Consider the following 16,566-nt stretch of genomic DNA (forward strand, 5'->3'; position numbering starts at 1 on the left):
ATCTTATTATTTATTGAGTTGTTCTAATAATTCTTTTACAATTTTCATATCATCAAAATCATGACGTACGCCCTGAATTTCCTGATATGTTTCGTGTCCTTTTCCGGCAATCAAAATGATGTCATTTGGCTGCGCTAACTGACAGGCGGTTTTTATGGCCTGTTTTCTATCGACAATGGAAAGTGTTTTTTTGAAGTTTTGCGGCTCCACTCCTTTTTCCATGGCTTCAATAATGGCTTCCGGTTTTTCGCTTCTTGGATTATCGGAAGTAAAAATGGCTTTATCACTCATGGTTGAAGCGATATTGGCCATGATTGGTCTTTTTGTTGTATCCCTGTCGCCGCCACATCCCACAACCGTAATGAGCTGTTCGTTTTTGGTGCGGATATCGGCTATCGTTTTTAACACATTGTCCAAAGCATCCGGCGTATGGGCATAATCCACAATAGCCGTGATATTGGTTTCGGAAACAATAAACTGGAAACGTCCTGAAACGCTTTCCAATTCACTCAGCAGGCGCAATACTTCCTGATTTTCCAATCCTAATTCTACCGCTACGCCGTAAATCGCCAACAGGTTATAGGCATTGAAAGAGCCGATCAATCGTACCCACACTTCCTGTTCGTTGATTTTTAACAGCAATCCGGATAATTGGTTTTCCAATATCTGTGCTCTGTAATTGGCATACGATTTTAAAGCATAGGTCAGTTTCTTTGCTTTGGTGTTTTGCAGCATTACCGTGCCGTTTTTGTCATCGCTGTTCACTAAGGCAAAGGCGGTTTTGGGCAGGTTGTCAAAAAACGATTTTTTCACATCGCGGTATTCCGCAAACGTTGGGTGATAGTCCAGGTGATCGTGTGACAGGTTTGTAAAAACACCGCCAACAAAATGCAGTCCTTCCGTTCTTTTCTGGTGAATTCCGTGTGAACTCACTTCCATAAAACAATAATCACAGCCTTCATTTACCATTTCATTCAAATAATGATTGATGGTCAGGGAATCCGGTGTTGTATGGGTTGCTTTGTATTCTTTAGTATCTACCAGGATTTTAACTGTGGATAATAATCCTACTTTAAAACCTGCTTTTTTAAACAATTGGTATAACAGGGAAGCAATGGTTGTTTTACCGTTTGTTCCTGTTACGCCAACGAGTTTCAGGTTTTCTGACGGATTGCCATAAAAATTAGCACTCATAAAAGCTAAGGCTAAACTGGTATCCTGAACCTGAACATAGGTTATGCCTTCGGCAGCCGTTTCCGGAAAATGCTCGCAGATCACTGCTTTAGCACCAAGACTTAAGGCTTTTTCAATATAATCATGACCGTCAGAAAGTGTTCCTTTTATCGCAACAAAAACATCACCGGATTCGATTTTTCTGGAATCAAATTCGATTTTATGCACAGCGATATCGGTTGTACCTTTTACAGCTTCGATGGCTACTTTGTATAATATGTTTTTTAAAGCGATCACGATAATTCTAATGTTATAATTTGATTTTTAGTAAATGCCTGTCCGGGCAAAATGGACTGTTGTTTTACTTTTCCTATTCCTTTTACTCTCACTTTCATTCCAAAATTTTCCAAAAGCGCAACGGCATCCATTCCCGCCATTCCTTTTACATTCGGAACGATGGTTTGTTTGTTCTGAACTTTATCATAATATGCCGCATAACTCTGCTCCTGGTTTAGTATTTTACGGTTCAGTTTTTTCACTTCATTGGTCGAAGGCACATCGGTAAATATCTTTTGGGCAATTCGTTTAAAAACCGGGCCGGCTACATCCGCACCATAATACAAGCCTTTGGAAGTATTCGGTTTGTGTACCACCACGATACAGGAGTATTTCGGATTGTCTGCCGGGAAATATCCTGCAAACGAAGAGGCATAATACATTTTTCCGTCGCCTTTGTGATAATCCACCTGGGCGGTTCCGGTTTTTCCTGCCATCGAAAAGTCTTTGGAGTACAGTTTCGAACCGGTTCCTCTTTTAACCACATTGGCCAAAACAGCCTGTACTTTTCTCAAAGCATCATCGGAGCATATTTTCGGGTTTAAAACCTGCGTATCAAACTTTTTAATGGTTTTATTCCATTCTTTTATTTCTCTTACAAATTGTGGTTTTACCATGACACCGTTATTGGCAACGGCATTATACAGGGTTAAGGTTTGCAATGGTGTTATCGAAACGCCATAACCAAAAGCCATCCACGGCAAGGCAACACCCGACCATCCTTTTTCTCCCGGCTGCGGAATAAATGGTCTTCCTTCTCCTTTAAACGGCAGGCCTAACGGTCTGTCCAGTCCCAGATTATTCAGCCTGTTTACAAACTGTCTCGGGTTGTCTTTATAGTTATCATATACCGCCTGTACCATCACGGTATTCGACGAAACTTCAAATCCTCTTGCCAGTGATATTTTTCCGTATCCGCCTTTTTTAGAATCGCGGACATGTCGGTTATAATAGGTTATATCACCACCTTTTGAATCAAATACTTTACTGGTATCAATTTTTCTATCGTCCAGTAAGGCAATTAAGTCAACCAGCTTAAAGGTCGAACCCGGTTCATGCGATTCGGCAACGGCATAATTGATGGTTTCATAATAGCCGCCATCGCTGGTGCGTCCCAAATTGGAAATCGCTTTTATTTCGCCGGTAGTCGTTTCCATTACCACTACACAACCGTGATCGGCTTCATAAAGCTCCAGTTGTTTCAGCAGTGCGTGGTGGGCAATATCCTGGATGTACACATCTATCGTTGAGATAATGTCATAACCGTCTCTTGGCTCCACTTCGTTGTTATCACTAATCGGTTTCCATTGATTTTTGGCAATTTTCTGCATCAATCGCTGTCCGTCTTTTCCGTTCAGATACGCCCCGAAAGCGCCTTCGATCCCTACTCTGGTCTCTTGTCCGCCTTCACTCTGACGTTCGTATCCGATTGTTCGTTCTGCAATTTTCCCGATAGGATGCTCACGAACGGTTTTTTGTTCGGTGATCATCCCGCCTTTGTAAGCTCCCAGATTGAAAAGCGGAAAACTTTTCATTCTCATGTATTGCGTATAGCTCAGCTTACGGGCAAGCAGGTAGTAGCGGTTTTTATTAGCTCTTGCTCTTCTCAGCTCCGTCTGGAAATAACCGGATGATTTTCCCAGCAGTTCGGAAAGCGAATCGGCAAGCGGTTTTACATTTTTTTCAAAGTCTTCTTTTTTAGAAGCTACAGCATCAAAACGAACGGTATAATTCGGGATGGAGGTAGCCAGCAAGCTTCCGTCTGCAGAATATACATTTCCTTTATTAGCCGGGATTACAAAGTTTCTTACCGTACGTTCTTTCGCCAGTTTGCGGTAATATTCTCCTTCCACCCATTGAATATTGGTGAGTTTTATAGCAACGAAAATAGCCATCACGAAAATCGCGAAGGCTACAATGTAAATTCTGTAAGAGATATTTTTATCTTCTACTGCCATATTTTTTTCAGAATATTCTTTTCTTCTTCTTTAACCTTTATCTTCTTTGGCGGAACCGACGAGGGAAAGATTTCCTTTTCTTCCATTTTTGCCGATATCGTAGATTCCATTTTCAGCTCCATCAGCTCCGATCTCCTGTCTACAAATTCCGACCGCAACTCTTTCACTTCACTGGTAAGCTCTGTGATCTGGAATGTTTTCTGTTCGTACCGGTGTGAATTTGCAATCATTATCATCGCCAGTAAAATCAGGAAAACAATAAACCGCCAGTTTTTTAAAGCATCGTCACTAATCAGGAACTTTGCTTTTAACAGACTATATACCCCTTCTTTCATCATTGCCATGGCTACTTCTTTATATTATCGTTTTTCTGCGATGCGCAACTTCGCGCTTCTGGCTCTGTTATTAATTGCGATTTCCGTATCCGTTGGAACAATCAGTTTTCCTATTAGTTTAAAAGGCACTTCAAAACGTCCGAAAAAATCACGTTCCGGCTCTCCTTCAAACATGCCGTTTTTCATAAAACGTTTTACCAGCCTGTCTTCCAAAGAGTGGTATGAAATCACACTCAAACGTCCTTCCGGGTTCAGAATCTCCAATGACTGCTCTAAAAATTCTTTCAGCACATCCATTTCCTGGTTTACCTCAATCCGGATTGCCTGGTAAATCTGTGCCAGTATCTTATTACTTTTATGAGCCGGCAAAAAACGGCTCAACACCTGTTTAAGCTGCTCGGTATTTTTTATCGGTTTTTCTTTTCTTGCTGTAACGATAGTATTCGCCAGTGCTCCTGCATTTTTAAGTTCTCCATAATCAAAGAATACTCTTCTCAGGTCTGCTTCATCATATTCGTTTACCACATTATAGGCACTCACCGATCCTTTTTGATCCATTCGCATATCCAGCTCTGCATCAAAACGGGTCGAAAATCCTCTTTCTGCCACATCAAACTGGTGTGAAGAAACACCAAGATCTCCCAGAATCCCGTCCACCTGTTTTACATTGTGAAAGCGCAGAAATCTTTTAATGAACCGGAAATTTTCATTTATTAAGGTAAAACGTGCGTCATCGATTGCATTTGCCAGCGCATCCTGATCCTGATCGAAAGCAAACAGCTTTCCGCCAGGCCCCAAACGGCTCATGATCTCTCTCGAATGCCCGCCGCCGCCAAACGTTACATCCACATAAATACCGTCCGGTTTTATATTCAAACCATCAACTGTTTCTTTTAATAATACCGGATTATGATATTCCATTGTCGTCGTCATTTAAATTACCCATTACTTCCTCTGCTAAATCTGCAAAATCCATATCATCTCCTGAAATTGATTTTTCATACAAATCCTTGTCCCAAATCTCAATGATATTTACCTTTGAGGTCAAAACCAAATCTTTCGAAATCCCAGCATATTCAATCAAATCTTTTGTAATCAATAATCTCCCGGCATCATCAATTTCCACCATTTTCACACCAGCCATAAACTTTCGGATAAAGTCGTTATTCTTTTTCACAAAGCGGTTTAGCTTGTTGATTTTCACCATCATTAAATCCCATTCCGATTTTGGCCACAACTCGACACACTGATCAAAAACAGAGCGTTTTAGAACAAATCCAGCCTCTAAAGAAGGCAATTGCTTCTTTAAAGGCGCAGGCACCATAAGCCTTCCTTTTGAATCTATTTTACACTCATATGTCCCGATAATGTTTGTCAAGATCCGGTGATTTTGATTTGATTTATAGCAAAAGTACAGATTTTTTTACCACTTTTTACCACAAATACCCACTTTGTTGATAAGTTTTTCCACTCAAAAGTCAAAATGTAGGAAAACTATCTAATCTTCTCATTTCGAACAATTAGCAATATTTCACTGTTTTCAATCAAACACAATAATATCCTCAAAAAAAGAGGCTTTTCGCAATTTATTTTCAATAAATACCAAAAAAATAAAAAGCCGTCCCGGTACGATTATTTTCACTTTAAAACAACTGATAATTAGCACTTTATAACCGAAATAGGAATTTACTTAAAATTAAACGGAAAGTATTTTCGATTTTACATTTCAAAACTTCGTATTTATGGAGAAAGTCCTATCTTTGTGAGAATTTGAAACCGTATCATAATACATGGAGCACACGTTAAAAAAAGAAGGCAAATACTCTTATTTTGAAGCAGGAGAAGGAACGCCTATCATTATTTTACACGGACTTATGGGAGGATTGAGCAATTTCGACGGAGTTGCAAATTTTTTCCCGCAATACGGGTACAAAGTTGTAATCCCTGAATTGCCGCTTTACACCAACAACATTTTAAAAACCAATGTAAAGGCTTTTTCAAAGTTTGTAAAAGACTTTATCACGTATAAAGGTTACGACAAGGTAATACTGCTTGGAAATTCTCTTGGCGGTCATATTGCCCTGTACCACACTAAAATGTATCCGGAAAAAATGGCCGGTCTGGTCATTACCGGAAGTTCCGGTCTTTATGAAAGCGCCATGGGTGAAAGTTACCCGAAAAGAGGCGACTACGAATATATCCGAAAAAAAGCAGAAGACGTTTTCTTTGATCCTAAAGTAGCTACTAAAGAAATTGTTGACGATGTTTATGCCACGGTAAACGACCGCATGAAACTGTTAAAAACGTTAGCTATTGCCAAAAGTGCCATTCGTCACAACATGGCAAAGGATTTACCAAAAATGACAACACCAACCTGTATTATCTGGGGAAAAAACGATAAAGTTACACCGCCGGATGTTGCAGAAGAGTTCAACAAGCTTTTGCCCAATTCCGATCTTTACTGGATAAACGAATGCGGACACGCCGCCATGATGGAGCATCCCGATGAGTTTAACCGCCTGATGCTGGAATGGCTGAAAAAAGCAAATTTATAACTTATATATTCGGTACTTTTGTAAAAAACAGTACCGAATTCTATTTTTACAAACACTGAAATCCCGGATACAATGAAAATCAATACCGCCGAATTTATAATCAGTAATTCCGAGGTGAGCAAATGCCCTAAAGATCCTTTACCGGAATATGCCTTCATCGGCCGTTCCAATGTGGGCAAATCTTCCCTGATTAACATGCTGACCAATCACAAGAATTTAGCAAAAACATCGGGAAGACCTGGAAAAACGCAATTAATCAATCACTTTAAGATTAACAGCAATTGGTTTTTAGTGGATTTACCGGGTTATGGTTATGCACGTGTATCTAAGAAAACTAAAGAAATTTTCCAGAAGTTCATTACCGATTATTTCGAAAAAAGAGAACAGCTGGTTTGTGCTTTTGTATTGATCGATATCCGGCTGGAAGCGCAAAAAATCGACCTGGAATTCATCAATTACTTAGGTGAAATTGAAGTGCCGTTCTGTATTATTTTTACAAAGGCCGACAAAATAAGCAAAGGAAAAGTAGAGCAGAATATTGCCGCTTACCGAAAGCAGTTATTAGCCAACAACTGGGAAGAAATGCCGCAGCATTTTGTAACGTCCTCCCTGGAAGCGACCGGAAGAGAGCAGCTGTTAGCTTTTATTGACGAAGTGAACGACGGTATTTTCAAGAATAACAATCTATAAAAAAGAGCGGTTTATAACCGCTCTTTTTTATTTTTTCAATTCCAGTTTCTCTGCAAAATAATCGCAGAAATCTTTCATGGTTGCCGTCATTTTCTCGTCGTCCGTAGCACGGTAAAAAGTATCCGCCATAGCCACTAAGGTCTGATGAAAGAATACTTTCATCTCATCCACCGGCATATCCTTGGTCCACAAATCAATACGCAGGGTTTCCTGAGCTTTACTATCCCAGATTGACAACAACATTGCTTTCGCTTCTTCTGCATTCACTCCGCCGTCCTGCGCTGTCCAGCTCAATTTCTCAGGAACTCTGTTTTCATCCAGTTCAACAAGGAATTTTATTTCAGATGTAATAGTCTTTGACATTATTTTTTAGGTTTGTATTTTGAGTTATCAAATATTTCTTTGGCATCGGTAACCAGCAACTGCTGTACATTCACATTCGGGTTGTTTTTCATATACGACCGGACAATCTGCCAGCCTATCCAGGTACCCACCCTACCCGGCGATTCGGCATCAATTTCAAGATAGAATTTTGAAAAAGGAGCCGTCGATATAAAACGCTGCATCAGCTTCGGGTTCGTATCATAGAGTATTTTCTCATTGATAAAAAACTTCCACATTTCCGATTCGTTTTCCTGACACCATTTTAACTGATCTTCGGTATAAGCTATTTTAACAGCATCGGAATCATCCGGCAATAATAAATCTTTCAGGTATAATTCTTTTCCGAAATAAATCATCTGCGACAATAAGGCGCGGTCTTTCGGAGCACTTATTTTTCCGGCTGCAAAACTAGCCACAATATCCGGCATCATTTGGGAAGGCTCGAAATTCTGCTTGTAATATTCCGGAAATTCATATAATCTGTTCGTTTTTCCCAAATACATATCCAGTGAAATAATCACCAGGCTATCGGCAAAAATCGCTTTGTTCTCATAGTCCATTTCCGAAACCAGCGTTACTACTTTTGGCGTTTTATATTCCGGGAAATAGTATTGAATGTGTTTGAAGAGCGCTACCAGATCACCTTCAAAAGCATCGTTATTCGGGTATTTCTTTTTTACTTCACCATATAGTTCCCGGTAAAGCGGGTCCTGCATTTTATTGGTCCATACCGTATCCGGATTACCTGCAGGGAAGAAATATGAGAACTCTTTTTTAATTTTAGGAAAGTCCGTTACCGGCGATTCGTAAAACACTTTATCAAAGCGTTCAATTTCCACTTTCACCGGTATTGCCGCGACAGCTTCTGCAACCTTATCTTCTTTTTTGCATGAAAACAACACGAAAACAGCTGCTATTCCAAGTAAATATTTTTTCATATCGTTCATTTGTTTTAATCGCTGCACATCCAATTGTTCCTGCGAACCGATGGTCTATTTTAAAATAGAAGCGACTCCAAATTTGTTAGCTAAAATTTTCTATTTTTATCCAAAATAATTTTTGCAAATATACACTACGGTTTTATAAAATCTTCATAATTTATCATGGTTAATTCGAACACAATCCAAATCGAAAAAATTAACGCCCATATTGTAAACTGGTTATTGCATTATGCCACTAACGCAAAAGTAAAAGGTTTTGTTGTGGGGATTTCCGGCGGCATCGATTCTGCCGTAACCTCAACGCTGTGCGCGCAAACCGGACTGCCTACTTTATGTGTGGAAATGCCGATACACCAGGCTCCGAGCCAGGTTTCCAGAGGAAAAGAGCATATTGCGCAGCTGCAATCCCGCTTTGCCAATGTGAGCAGCGCTCTGGCCGATCTAACTCCGGCTTTTGAAACTTTTAAGGCGATGGTTCCTTCTTCGGACGATGAAGCGATTTTAAACCTCACACTGGCCAATACCCGCGCCCGGCTACGAATGACTACCCTGTATTATTTTGCTGGCTTAAACAGCGCCCTTGTTGCCGGAACAGGCAATAAAGTAGAAGACTTCGGCGTAGGCTTTTACACCAAATACGGTGATGGCGGTGTCGATCTCAGCCCGATTGCCGATTTAATGAAATCGGAAGTCCGCCTGCTTGCCGCTTATCTGGATGTTCCCGAAAGCATTATTACGGCAAAACCTACAGACGGTTTGTTTGGAGACGACAGAAGTGATGAGGATCAGCTGGGTGCGAGCTATGACGAACTGGAATTTGCTATGCTTGCATACGAAAATGGCCGGACAGCAAATGATTTTGAGGGCAGAGCACTGGAAGTCTTCAATATTTACCGTAAATTAAACGCTGCTAACCAACACAAAATGAACCCAATACCGGTTTGTCTGATCCCAAAAGATTTGAAATAAATTTCTTTCACTGATTATCAATAGTTTATATTTTTTTAGTAACTTTACAGATAATTACTATTAAAAACCTATTGAAATGATAAAAGTTTGTTTAGCAGATAATCACCCCGTCGTTCAATATGGGGTGAAGTCCTTTTTCAAGGATAATTCGGAGATCAATTTTGTCGGAGTTGTTAGTAATTTATACGGCCTGGAAGAATTACTACGGAAAAAAAACGTAGATGTTGTTGTTTTGGATTTGGAGCTGGATGGTTTAACCAGTATCAGTACTGTGAAAACCTTAACTAAGGAATATCCAAACACGAAGATTGTTATTTTCACAAACTTAGCTGAACAAATTTATGCACCCAATGCATTAAAAGCAGGAGTATCCGCTTATATGCATAAAAACTCGAAATTAGAGGAGCTGGAGTTTGCCATAAAAAGTGTTTTTGTCGGAAATATAATTTTTAGCGAGGCTGTAAGGAAAAACTTAGCTTTATTAAATAAAGGACGTAAAACTGACAGACTGTACCGCAAATTGTCTTCTCGTGAAATTGAAGTGCTACGCTACTTAAGCGATGGAAAGAAAAACAAAGAGATTGCCAAATTACTGAACCTGAATGAAAAAACGATTAGTACTTACAAGTTGCGTTTGCTGACAAAACTTCATGTTACTAACCTGGTTGACCTGGTTAACAAAGCCAAAACACTGGAAATCGTTTAGCTGTAACGCGACATCACACGGCCTAATTTTTTTGAAAAAGAATTAATCAGCTTGTGATAATCAACAGCCATCATTAAGATTTCGGAATTGTCTACTGAAGGTTCCGGGCTTATTGAGTTCTTAAGTTCATTAATGATTCGATCAACAAGAAACCAACGTAAAGTCAGTATTGTTTCGGAAACGTATTGACTTATCGTTTGGTTTTTTTGTTTGACTATGATTTGCTGCACTTCCCAGTTGTGCAGCGACTCGCGCTCCTCCTCCATAAGGATATTCGTTACCTCCCTTGCCAGTTCCGGCTCCAGACGCATCAAATACTGCTCTATTTCGAATTTCTCATTCTGATGGTAATAGTTGATCAGGTTATTATAAATAGCCCGGAAAGATTCATTGGCCAGCTCGACCTCATCTTCCTGCAAGCTCATATAAATGCGCTGGTAAACTTTATAGCTATTGTTTTCGCTGACTTCAAGCATTTCTCCTTCTTCATTCGCTTTTAGCAACACATCTTCAAATTCTTCTACAGCACTGCCGTAAAGCAACAGGATTTCAATTATTTTACGTTCCAGTTCATACAGGATATCAATTTTGGAAACCGCTTCCGTTTCTTCATTGCGGACAACTTCAAAAGAAGCTTTCTGCTGTTCCTGCTTTTGTTTTTTACCGGCATCCGTGATATCTTTCTGCACCAGCTGTGCCAGCGTGTTAACCAGTACCTGTTCTGAAATATCCATAATACGGGAACATTCCTGAATGTATATTTCCCGTTTAATCCTGTCCGGAATTTTGGAAATACTGTTAACCATATCCCGGATCAGATCGGCTTTTTTAATCGGATCGTTGTTTGCTTCCTTCATTAACAGGGAAGCTTTGAACTGAATAAAATCCTTGGCATTGGCTTCCAGATATTGCACCAGTTCTTCATAAGGTGTTTTCTTTGCAAAACTATCCGGGTCTTCCCCGTCAGGAAAAGAGCATACTTTTACATTCATCCCGGCTTCAAGGATAAGGTCTACCCCGCGGATTGAAGCCCGCAAACCAGCTGCATCGCCGTCAAAAAGCACCGTAATATTCTTTGTCAGCCGGTTAACCAGACGAATCTGATCTGCCGTTAAAGCGGTTCCGGATGACGCTACAACGTTTTCAATTCCGGATTGGTTAAACTGAATCACATCCGTATAGCCTTCTACCAAATAGCAATTGTCTAATTTGGCAATTGCCTGTTTTGCATGGTATATTCCGTAAAGAACCTTGCTTTTATGGTAAATCTCACTTTCGGGCGAGTTTAAATATTTGGCGGCTTTTTTATCATTCGTCAGTATACGTCCGCCAAAGCCTAAAACTCTTCCGGACATACTCTGGATCGGGAACATTACACGCCCTTTAAAGCGGTCAAATTGCTTATCTTCCTTAACGATGGTCAATCCGGTTTTATCCAGGTATTCGAGCTTATAACCTTTCCCTAAAGCTTCTTTGGTAAAAGCATCCCAAGATTCCGGAGAATAGCCCAGTCCGAATTTTTTAATGGTTTCACCGGAGAATCCTCTTTCTTTAAAATACGAATAACCGATAGCCTTACCTTCTTCCGAATTGAGCAGCACGTTATGAAAGTACTTTTGGGCAAACTCCGACACGAGGTACATGCTTTCCTTTTCATTCGCTTCCTGTTTGTCCTCCTGCGACTGCTCCGTTTCTTCCAGCTCAATATTGTACTTTTTCGCCAGGTAGCGAATGGCTTCCGGATAGGAAAAATGTTCGTGTTCCATCAGGAAAGTAACCACATTCCCTCCTTTTCCGGAGCTAAAATCCTTCCAAATCTGTTTTACCGGCGACACCATGAACGAAGGGGATTTTTCATCAACAAACGGGCTCAACCCCTTGAGGTTGCTTCCGGCACGTTTTAGCTGAACGAAATCACCGATTACCTCCTCAACACGGGCGGTTTCAAAAACAGTTTCTATAGAATTTTGTGCAATCATACGAAGACAAAGATACAAAGGGGAATAGGATTTGTACAAAAATAAAATCCATTCCCGGAAATAAAAAAGGTGCTCTGTAACGAACACCTTCTAAAAAAAGTATATAACTAACCAAACTTTAATTTAAATCAAAACGCAATCCTAGCGAAATATTGTTCTGATCGGCAGAATTATTTTTAAATAATGGATTTAAATCGTATTTCAGGTACAAACTTGTTGAACGATATCCCACATAGGCACTCAATCCGTACACAAATCCATTAGTGTTAAAATTGCTTTTTTGTTTTTCTTCCACTTCAAATCCGTCACGCTGGTATTCCAAAAACTGTCGGGTTTGTAAATTGGCTCCGATATATCCTCCAATTCCGATCCGGCCGCTTCTGTGGGTTCTGAATCTTGTTTCGCCTTTTTCATTTACTTTTTTAGGGGTAAAGTCAAATTCCAAATGTGCCGGAAAAATCAGCTGGATATTTCGCAAACGGGATTCGCTTAACCAGGTAGAAGAAGTAACCAGTTCCGTCTGATCATTATTCTTTACAAAATATTGGTTGTCTACCGCACGCAGGTTATTATACACTAAAGACATTCCGTATTTTGCATGCAACAGGTTGTTATTTTTCATGATACGGGTATTGAATGTCAATCCGAATTCGTAAAAATGTGAACCCCAGTATCTGAATTTTGAATTTGCTACCGCTCCTCCGGTTACCAGGTTATTCACTCCTCCGGCCAGAACCAGTTGTGATGTGGTTCTTTTTTCAATCACTTCTTTTCTTTTTCCGTTACCGTTCCCTTTTCTGTAGCGCACTTCTATGATGCTCACTCTTTTGCTGGTCACAGAATCAGCACTTGCTTCCTGGATCTTCCCGTCTACTTTTTCCTTGATTAGTGTATTCAAACGGGATTCTTCAAAGGCTACTCTTTCTTCAATTCTTTTCGCATGAAACGTTGCCGCTTCTATTTTCATTTTATCGGCTTCCTCTCTTGTGATACTTTTGTTTTCCAGCTGCGTATTGATCACATCCACCTTGTCTTTTAATATTTTCTTTTCTTCTCTTGTGATGTTCTCAATGTTTTCAGCAATCACTTTAGCACGCTGTTCAAAGGTTTCCTGAGCCTGTATTTTAGTGACTACAAGGCATAGCAATACCACTACATAAAAAATAATTTTTTGCATAATTTAAAATTTAAACTGTTCGATTTTTGATTGATTTACTCTTTATTTCTATTGGCAACCGCAGATTTTACGGTTTTGAAGTTCCTGCTTATGGTCTGGAAAGTATTTTCACGATAGGTCGTGTTCAGCTCTCCTTCCACTGTTGACAGCAGGGAATTGGCATCTACCGTTACATTTTGTTTTTTAAGTTCGCTATTGGGCTGGTTGCCATCGACAGCTGCCAAAAGTTCATCCACATTTACAGCAACTCTGTTTTTCTGAATACTTTTCTGAGGTACAACAGCGATCATTTCTTCATTTATTTTTTCTTTCGCCATGTTTTTTTCCACACGGATTTCCGGATTTCCGGTCGCTTTTCCGGTATTCGTCATTGCAACAGCTTCTTTTATTTTTACCGGTGTTACCGAAACCGGTAACTTTTCCGGCGCTGCTTCCGGCGCTGAGGCTTCAGTTTGTTCCTGAACCGGATTGCTTTCTACTATGGTGGTTGTGTTTTCGTTTAGCTCAACATTGTTTTTTTGCTGATCAAATAAAAAAAGTCCCACAAATACAAACCCGATAAAAGCCGCTGCGATATACAGCCATGTAAAACGGCGCTTCGGTTTTTTCTCCTCGGCTACCGAAAGCATCGCATCCAGCCTGTCCCATGCCGTCTCAGAAGGCTGAAGCGTTCTGGAGTTCAGTTTTATCCTGAAATCTTCTTCTCTTTTATTCGGTTCCATTCTGATAATTTTTTTGTCTGTTAATTTGTTCCTGCAACATTTTTCTGGCGTGGGATAATTGCGACTTGGATGTTCCTTCACTTATGCCCAGCATTTTTCCTATTTCCTGGTGTTTATACCCTTCAATAGCATACAGGTTGAATACCATTCTGTAGCCATCGGGTAAATTATCTATTAAAAACTGAATATCTTCTACAGATAACCGGCTTTCAATATTGTTAAATCCCCCTTCTAAAAAGGTTTCTTCTTCACTAAACTTAATTGGCTTCTGAACCCTGATGTGTGAGATACACTCATTCACCATGATTCTTCTGATCCATCCTTCAAAACTGCCTTTGTGCTCAAAATTCTTTAAGCCGGTAAATACTTTCATAAAAGCGGTTATCATGACATCTTCAGCCTGATGAACATCTTTTAAGTACTGACGGCACACACTTAACATTTTGGGAGCATGCTGGGAGTATATCTTATGCTGTGCATGCCGATTGTTTTCGACCGCCAAAGCAATAAGCTCCTTTTCTTCCTGATGTAAGTTGATTACTTTCAAAATCGTTATTCAGATGTTTCTATTAGTATAGACGAGCGTTGTATGGAAATGGTTGTATTGCCATAGCAAAAAAAATCACTTTTCAAATTAAAGCACTGAAAAACAATTTATTACAACAGTAAAATTATCGAAAAAAAATTATTTTTTTCTTTCAATAACGTAATTAACCATCAGGATCAGTGCCTCTTTATAGGGAGAGGGAGGGAAATTTTCCAGAAGCTGAAGGGCTTCCTGCTGGAATTCGACCATTTTTCCTTCGGCGTAAACAAGTCCGTTGCGTTCTTTTACAAATGCAATAACTTCCCGAACACGTTTTTTGTCCTTGTTGTGGTTTTTAATGGAGTTGATGCACCAGCTTTTTTCTTTGGAAGTACAGTTGTTCAGGGCATAGATTAAAGGCAATGTCATTTTTTGCTCTTTAATATCGATCCCGGTAGGTTTACCGATGGCATCATCCGTATAGTCAAACAAATCGTCTTTAATCTGAAATGCCATTCCGATCAGTTCGCCGAATTTCCGCATTCGTTCCACGACTTCGGTATCTTCGGGTTTCACTGCGCAGGCACCTAATGCACAGCAGGCTGCGATTAGCGTTGCTGTTTTCTGGCGAATGATTTCGTAGTAAACATCCTCGGTAATATCCAGACGCCTTGCCTTTTCAATTTGAAGCAGTTCCCCTTCGCTCATTTCACGAACGGCAACCGATATAATTTTCAGCAGATCAAAATCGTTATTATCAATTGACAGCAAAAGTCCTTTGGACAGCAAATAATCACCTACCAAAACGGCAATTTTATTTTTCCATAAGGCATTGATGGAAAAGAAGCCTCTGCGGCGGTTGCTGTCGTCTACCACATCATCGTGTACCAAAGTTGCGGTATGGATTAATTCGATAACAGACGCTCCGCGGTAGGTTCTTTCGTTTACCACTCCTTCGGAAACCATTTTGGCCGTCAGAAAAACAAACATCGGACGCATTTGTTTTCCTTTCCGGTTAACGATATAGTATGTAATCCTGTTAAGCAATGCAACCTTAGATGACATTGATTCATGGAACTTCTTTTCAAAAAGTTCCATTTCCTTAACTATGGGCTGCTTTATTTGCTCTACGATTTTCATTGGTTTCAAATATACCAATTTGAGAGGAAAGTAAAAAATCATAATTCACATACTAAACCAAACTGTTTTACCGTTTATAATAGCCTACCTACTAAACTAAAAATCAATTATATATGAAAAAAAGTCTGTTTTTTCTAGGACTGTTTTTAGCTTTAGTTTTTACAGGAAGCTGTGACAAAGACAGTGATGGTTCAGGTGCTACGTCTTCAACTCCAATTACAAAGGAGGAGTTTAGAACGGATGCAAAGATTGACAAAATGGTGGATGATGTTGCTACAGTAGTAGAAAACGGTTATATCCTACCGCAAAATGGTTCCGGTAAAATGACCAATACGGCACAAATGTTACCCGGATGTGTTGTTACTACTTCGGCAATTATTGACAATACCTGGAATGTGAGTATTGATTTTGGAACAGAGGGCTGTTCTTTTATGGGCGCTACTTTAAAAGGAAAAATCATTATTAGTTTTACAAATGATTTTGAAACAATGTCGCATACGATAACGTATACTTTCGAGAATTTTTATTACAATGATATTGCCATTACCGGCAACCGCACCATGACGCGTACTCACGCGAATGCCAACGGTAATCCGGAAACAAGCATGTCATTAGACATGACAATCACGTATCCGAACGGGGACGTATACCACAGAACCGGTACCCGTACCAAAGAATGGAGTGAAGGTCATGATACTCCCGGCATCAGCGATGATGTCTTTTTAATCACAGGAAGTTGGAGCACTACTTTCCCTAACGGAAATGTAAACAGCACTACGATAACAACACCTCTGAAAATAAAAAGGGATTGTGCCTATATCGTGGCGGGAGTGATTACAATTATCAGAAATGCCAATACGGCAACTATTGATTATGGTGACGGAACTTGCGACAACCAGGCCACCATGACTATTAACGGCGAAACTTCGATTATTACCCTAGATGGTTTTTAACCATTGAAAAAGCCCCGGATCC

At 39.9% G+C, this 16,566-nt stretch carries 17 protein-coding genes; 5 read left to right on the top strand and 12 right to left on the bottom strand.

What is annotated here, in order from left to right; translation table 11 throughout:
• Positions 1-6: 6 nt before the first annotated feature.
• Genes HW120_RS00950 through mraZ form a run of 5 tightly spaced genes read right to left on the bottom strand, consistent with a single transcriptional unit; the run spans position 7 to position 5,180 of the window.
• On the bottom strand, positions 7-1,470 hold the full coding sequence (locus HW120_RS00950; protein ID WP_177730021.1) for a UDP-N-acetylmuramoyl-L-alanyl-D-glutamate--2,6-diaminopimelate ligase: 1,464 nt from the start codon (positions 1,468-1,470) through the stop codon (positions 7-9).
• On the bottom strand, positions 1,467-3,467 hold the full coding sequence (locus HW120_RS00955) for a penicillin-binding protein (RefSeq protein WP_177730022.1): 2,001 nt from the start codon (positions 3,465-3,467) through the stop codon (positions 1,467-1,469). Before HW120_RS00955 ends, HW120_RS00950 begins: the two co-directional genes overlap by 4 nt.
• Positions 3,458-3,802: an FtsL-like putative cell division protein gene (locus HW120_RS00960; protein WP_177736106.1), complete on the bottom strand. Its 345-nt coding sequence runs from the start codon at positions 3,800-3,802 to the stop codon at positions 3,458-3,460. Before HW120_RS00960 ends, HW120_RS00955 begins: the two co-directional genes overlap by 10 nt.
• Before the next feature lie 24 nt (positions 3,803-3,826).
• Complete coding sequence (gene rsmH, locus HW120_RS00965; protein WP_177730023.1) at positions 3,827-4,735, bottom strand: 16S rRNA (cytosine(1402)-N(4))-methyltransferase RsmH; 909 nt, start codon at positions 4,733-4,735, stop codon at positions 3,827-3,829.
• Positions 4,710-5,180: a division/cell wall cluster transcriptional repressor MraZ gene (gene mraZ / locus HW120_RS00970; protein WP_177730024.1), complete on the bottom strand. Its 471-nt coding sequence runs from the start codon at positions 5,178-5,180 to the stop codon at positions 4,710-4,712. Before mraZ ends, rsmH begins: the two co-directional genes overlap by 26 nt.
• 412 nt (positions 5,181-5,592) lie before the next feature.
• Here mraZ and HW120_RS00975 point away from each other — a divergent pair, with 412 nt between their 5' ends.
• Complete coding sequence (locus HW120_RS00975) at positions 5,593-6,357, top strand: alpha/beta fold hydrolase (RefSeq protein WP_177730025.1); 765 nt, start codon at positions 5,593-5,595, stop codon at positions 6,355-6,357.
• A gap of 72 nt (positions 6,358-6,429) precedes the next feature.
• On the top strand, positions 6,430-7,047 hold the full coding sequence (gene yihA, locus HW120_RS00980; RefSeq protein ID WP_177730026.1) for a ribosome biogenesis GTP-binding protein YihA/YsxC: 618 nt from the start codon (positions 6,430-6,432) through the stop codon (positions 7,045-7,047).
• Positions 7,048-7,074: 27 nt separating this feature from the next.
• Here yihA and gldC read toward each other — a convergent pair whose 3' ends face one another.
• Both gldC and gldB read right to left on the bottom strand, forming a co-directional pair.
• The gene (gene gldC, locus HW120_RS00985) at positions 7,075-7,410 is read right to left on the bottom strand and encodes a gliding motility protein GldC (protein WP_177730027.1); all 336 of its coding nucleotides are present in this window, start codon (positions 7,408-7,410) and stop codon (positions 7,075-7,077) included.
• Positions 7,410-8,369, bottom strand: a complete 960-nt coding sequence (gene gldB, locus HW120_RS00990; protein WP_177730028.1) for a gliding motility lipoprotein GldB — start codon at positions 8,367-8,369, stop codon at positions 7,410-7,412. The genes gldC and gldB overlap by 1 nt, the downstream gene beginning before the upstream one ends.
• A gap of 165 nt (positions 8,370-8,534) precedes the next feature.
• Between gldB and nadE the strand changes: the two genes are divergently transcribed.
• Together nadE and HW120_RS01000 are read left to right on the top strand one after the other, a co-directional pair.
• Positions 8,535-9,341 carry an NAD(+) synthase gene (gene nadE, locus HW120_RS00995; RefSeq protein WP_177730029.1) on the top strand — a complete coding sequence of 269 codons (807 nt, stop codon included), beginning with the start codon at positions 8,535-8,537 and terminating at the stop codon, positions 9,339-9,341.
• A gap of 76 nt (positions 9,342-9,417) precedes the next feature.
• A complete protein-coding gene (locus HW120_RS01000; RefSeq protein ID WP_136402182.1) occupies positions 9,418-10,047 on the top strand; it encodes a LuxR C-terminal-related transcriptional regulator in 630 nt (209 codons plus the stop codon).
• Here HW120_RS01000 and dnaG read toward each other — a convergent pair.
• From dnaG to HW120_RS01025, 5 genes are all read right to left on the bottom strand, one after another.
• Positions 10,044-12,026 (bottom strand): DNA primase, encoded by a 1,983-nt coding sequence (gene dnaG / locus HW120_RS01005; RefSeq protein WP_177730030.1) that lies wholly within the window; start codon positions 12,024-12,026, stop codon positions 10,044-10,046. The genes HW120_RS01000 and dnaG overlap by 4 nt on opposite strands.
• Before the next feature lie 118 nt (positions 12,027-12,144).
• Positions 12,145-13,203: a hypothetical protein gene (locus tag HW120_RS01010; RefSeq protein WP_177730031.1), complete on the bottom strand. Its 1,059-nt coding sequence runs from the start codon at positions 13,201-13,203 to the stop codon at positions 12,145-12,147.
• Positions 13,204-13,238: 35 nt separating this feature from the next.
• Positions 13,239-13,925 carry a hypothetical protein gene (locus tag HW120_RS01015; protein ID WP_177730032.1) on the bottom strand — a complete coding sequence of 229 codons (687 nt, stop codon included), beginning with the start codon at positions 13,923-13,925 and terminating at the stop codon, positions 13,239-13,241.
• Positions 13,912-14,472: an RNA polymerase sigma factor gene (locus HW120_RS01020; protein ID WP_177730033.1), complete on the bottom strand. Its 561-nt coding sequence runs from the start codon at positions 14,470-14,472 to the stop codon at positions 13,912-13,914. The genes HW120_RS01015 and HW120_RS01020 overlap by 14 nt, the downstream gene beginning before the upstream one ends.
• 138 nt (positions 14,473-14,610) lie before the next feature.
• On the bottom strand, positions 14,611-15,591 hold the full coding sequence (locus HW120_RS01025; protein ID WP_177730034.1) for a polyprenyl synthetase family protein: 981 nt from the start codon (positions 15,589-15,591) through the stop codon (positions 14,611-14,613).
• 113 nt (positions 15,592-15,704) lie between these two features.
• Between HW120_RS01025 and HW120_RS01030 the strand changes: the two genes are divergently transcribed.
• Positions 15,705-16,544 carry a hypothetical protein gene (locus tag HW120_RS01030; RefSeq protein ID WP_177730035.1) on the top strand — a complete coding sequence of 280 codons (840 nt, stop codon included), beginning with the start codon at positions 15,705-15,707 and terminating at the stop codon, positions 16,542-16,544.
• Positions 16,545-16,566 lie beyond the last annotated feature (22 nt).

This window comes from Flavobacterium inviolabile (assembly GCF_013389455.1).
Lineage (GTDB): Bacteria > Bacteroidota > Bacteroidia > Flavobacteriales > Flavobacteriaceae > Flavobacterium > Flavobacterium inviolabile.

What these genes read in the sequence shown, in the direction of transcription:
- HW120_RS00975 (WP_177730025.1), top strand. Translation starts at nt 5,593, where the DNA reads ATGGAGCACACGTTAAAAAAAGAAGGCAAATACTCTTATTTTGAAGCA.
- gldB (WP_177730028.1), bottom strand. Translation starts at nt 8,369, where the DNA reads ATGAAAAAATATTTACTTGGAATAGCAGCTGTTTTCGTGTTGTTTTCA.
- HW120_RS01030 (WP_177730035.1), top strand. Translation starts at nt 15,705, where the DNA reads ATGAAAAAAAGTCTGTTTTTTCTAGGACTGTTTTTAGCTTTAGTTTTT.
- rsmH (WP_177730023.1), bottom strand. Translation starts at nt 4,735, where the DNA reads ATGACGACGACAATGGAATATCATAATCCGGTATTATTAAAAGAAACA.
- gldC (WP_177730027.1), bottom strand. Translation starts at nt 7,410, where the DNA reads ATGTCAAAGACTATTACATCTGAAATAAAATTCCTTGTTGAACTGGAT.
- dnaG (WP_177730030.1), bottom strand. Translation starts at nt 12,026, where the DNA reads ATGATTGCACAAAATTCTATAGAAACTGTTTTTGAAACCGCCCGTGTT.
- HW120_RS00960 (WP_177736106.1), bottom strand. Translation starts at nt 3,802, where the DNA reads ATGAAAGAAGGGGTATATAGTCTGTTAAAAGCAAAGTTCCTGATTAGT.
- HW120_RS01025 (WP_177730034.1), bottom strand. Translation starts at nt 15,591, where the DNA reads ATGAAAATCGTAGAGCAAATAAAGCAGCCCATAGTTAAGGAAATGGAA.
- HW120_RS01015 (WP_177730032.1), bottom strand. Translation starts at nt 13,925, where the DNA reads ATGGAACCGAATAAAAGAGAAGAAGATTTCAGGATAAAACTGAACTCC.
- yihA (WP_177730026.1), top strand. Translation starts at nt 6,430, where the DNA reads ATGAAAATCAATACCGCCGAATTTATAATCAGTAATTCCGAGGTGAGC.
- nadE (WP_177730029.1), top strand. Translation starts at nt 8,535, where the DNA reads ATGGTTAATTCGAACACAATCCAAATCGAAAAAATTAACGCCCATATT.
- HW120_RS01010 (WP_177730031.1), bottom strand. Translation starts at nt 13,203, where the DNA reads ATGCAAAAAATTATTTTTTATGTAGTGGTATTGCTATGCCTTGTAGTC.
- HW120_RS01000 (WP_136402182.1), top strand. Translation starts at nt 9,418, where the DNA reads ATGATAAAAGTTTGTTTAGCAGATAATCACCCCGTCGTTCAATATGGG.
- HW120_RS00955 (WP_177730022.1), bottom strand. Translation starts at nt 3,467, where the DNA reads ATGGCAGTAGAAGATAAAAATATCTCTTACAGAATTTACATTGTAGCC.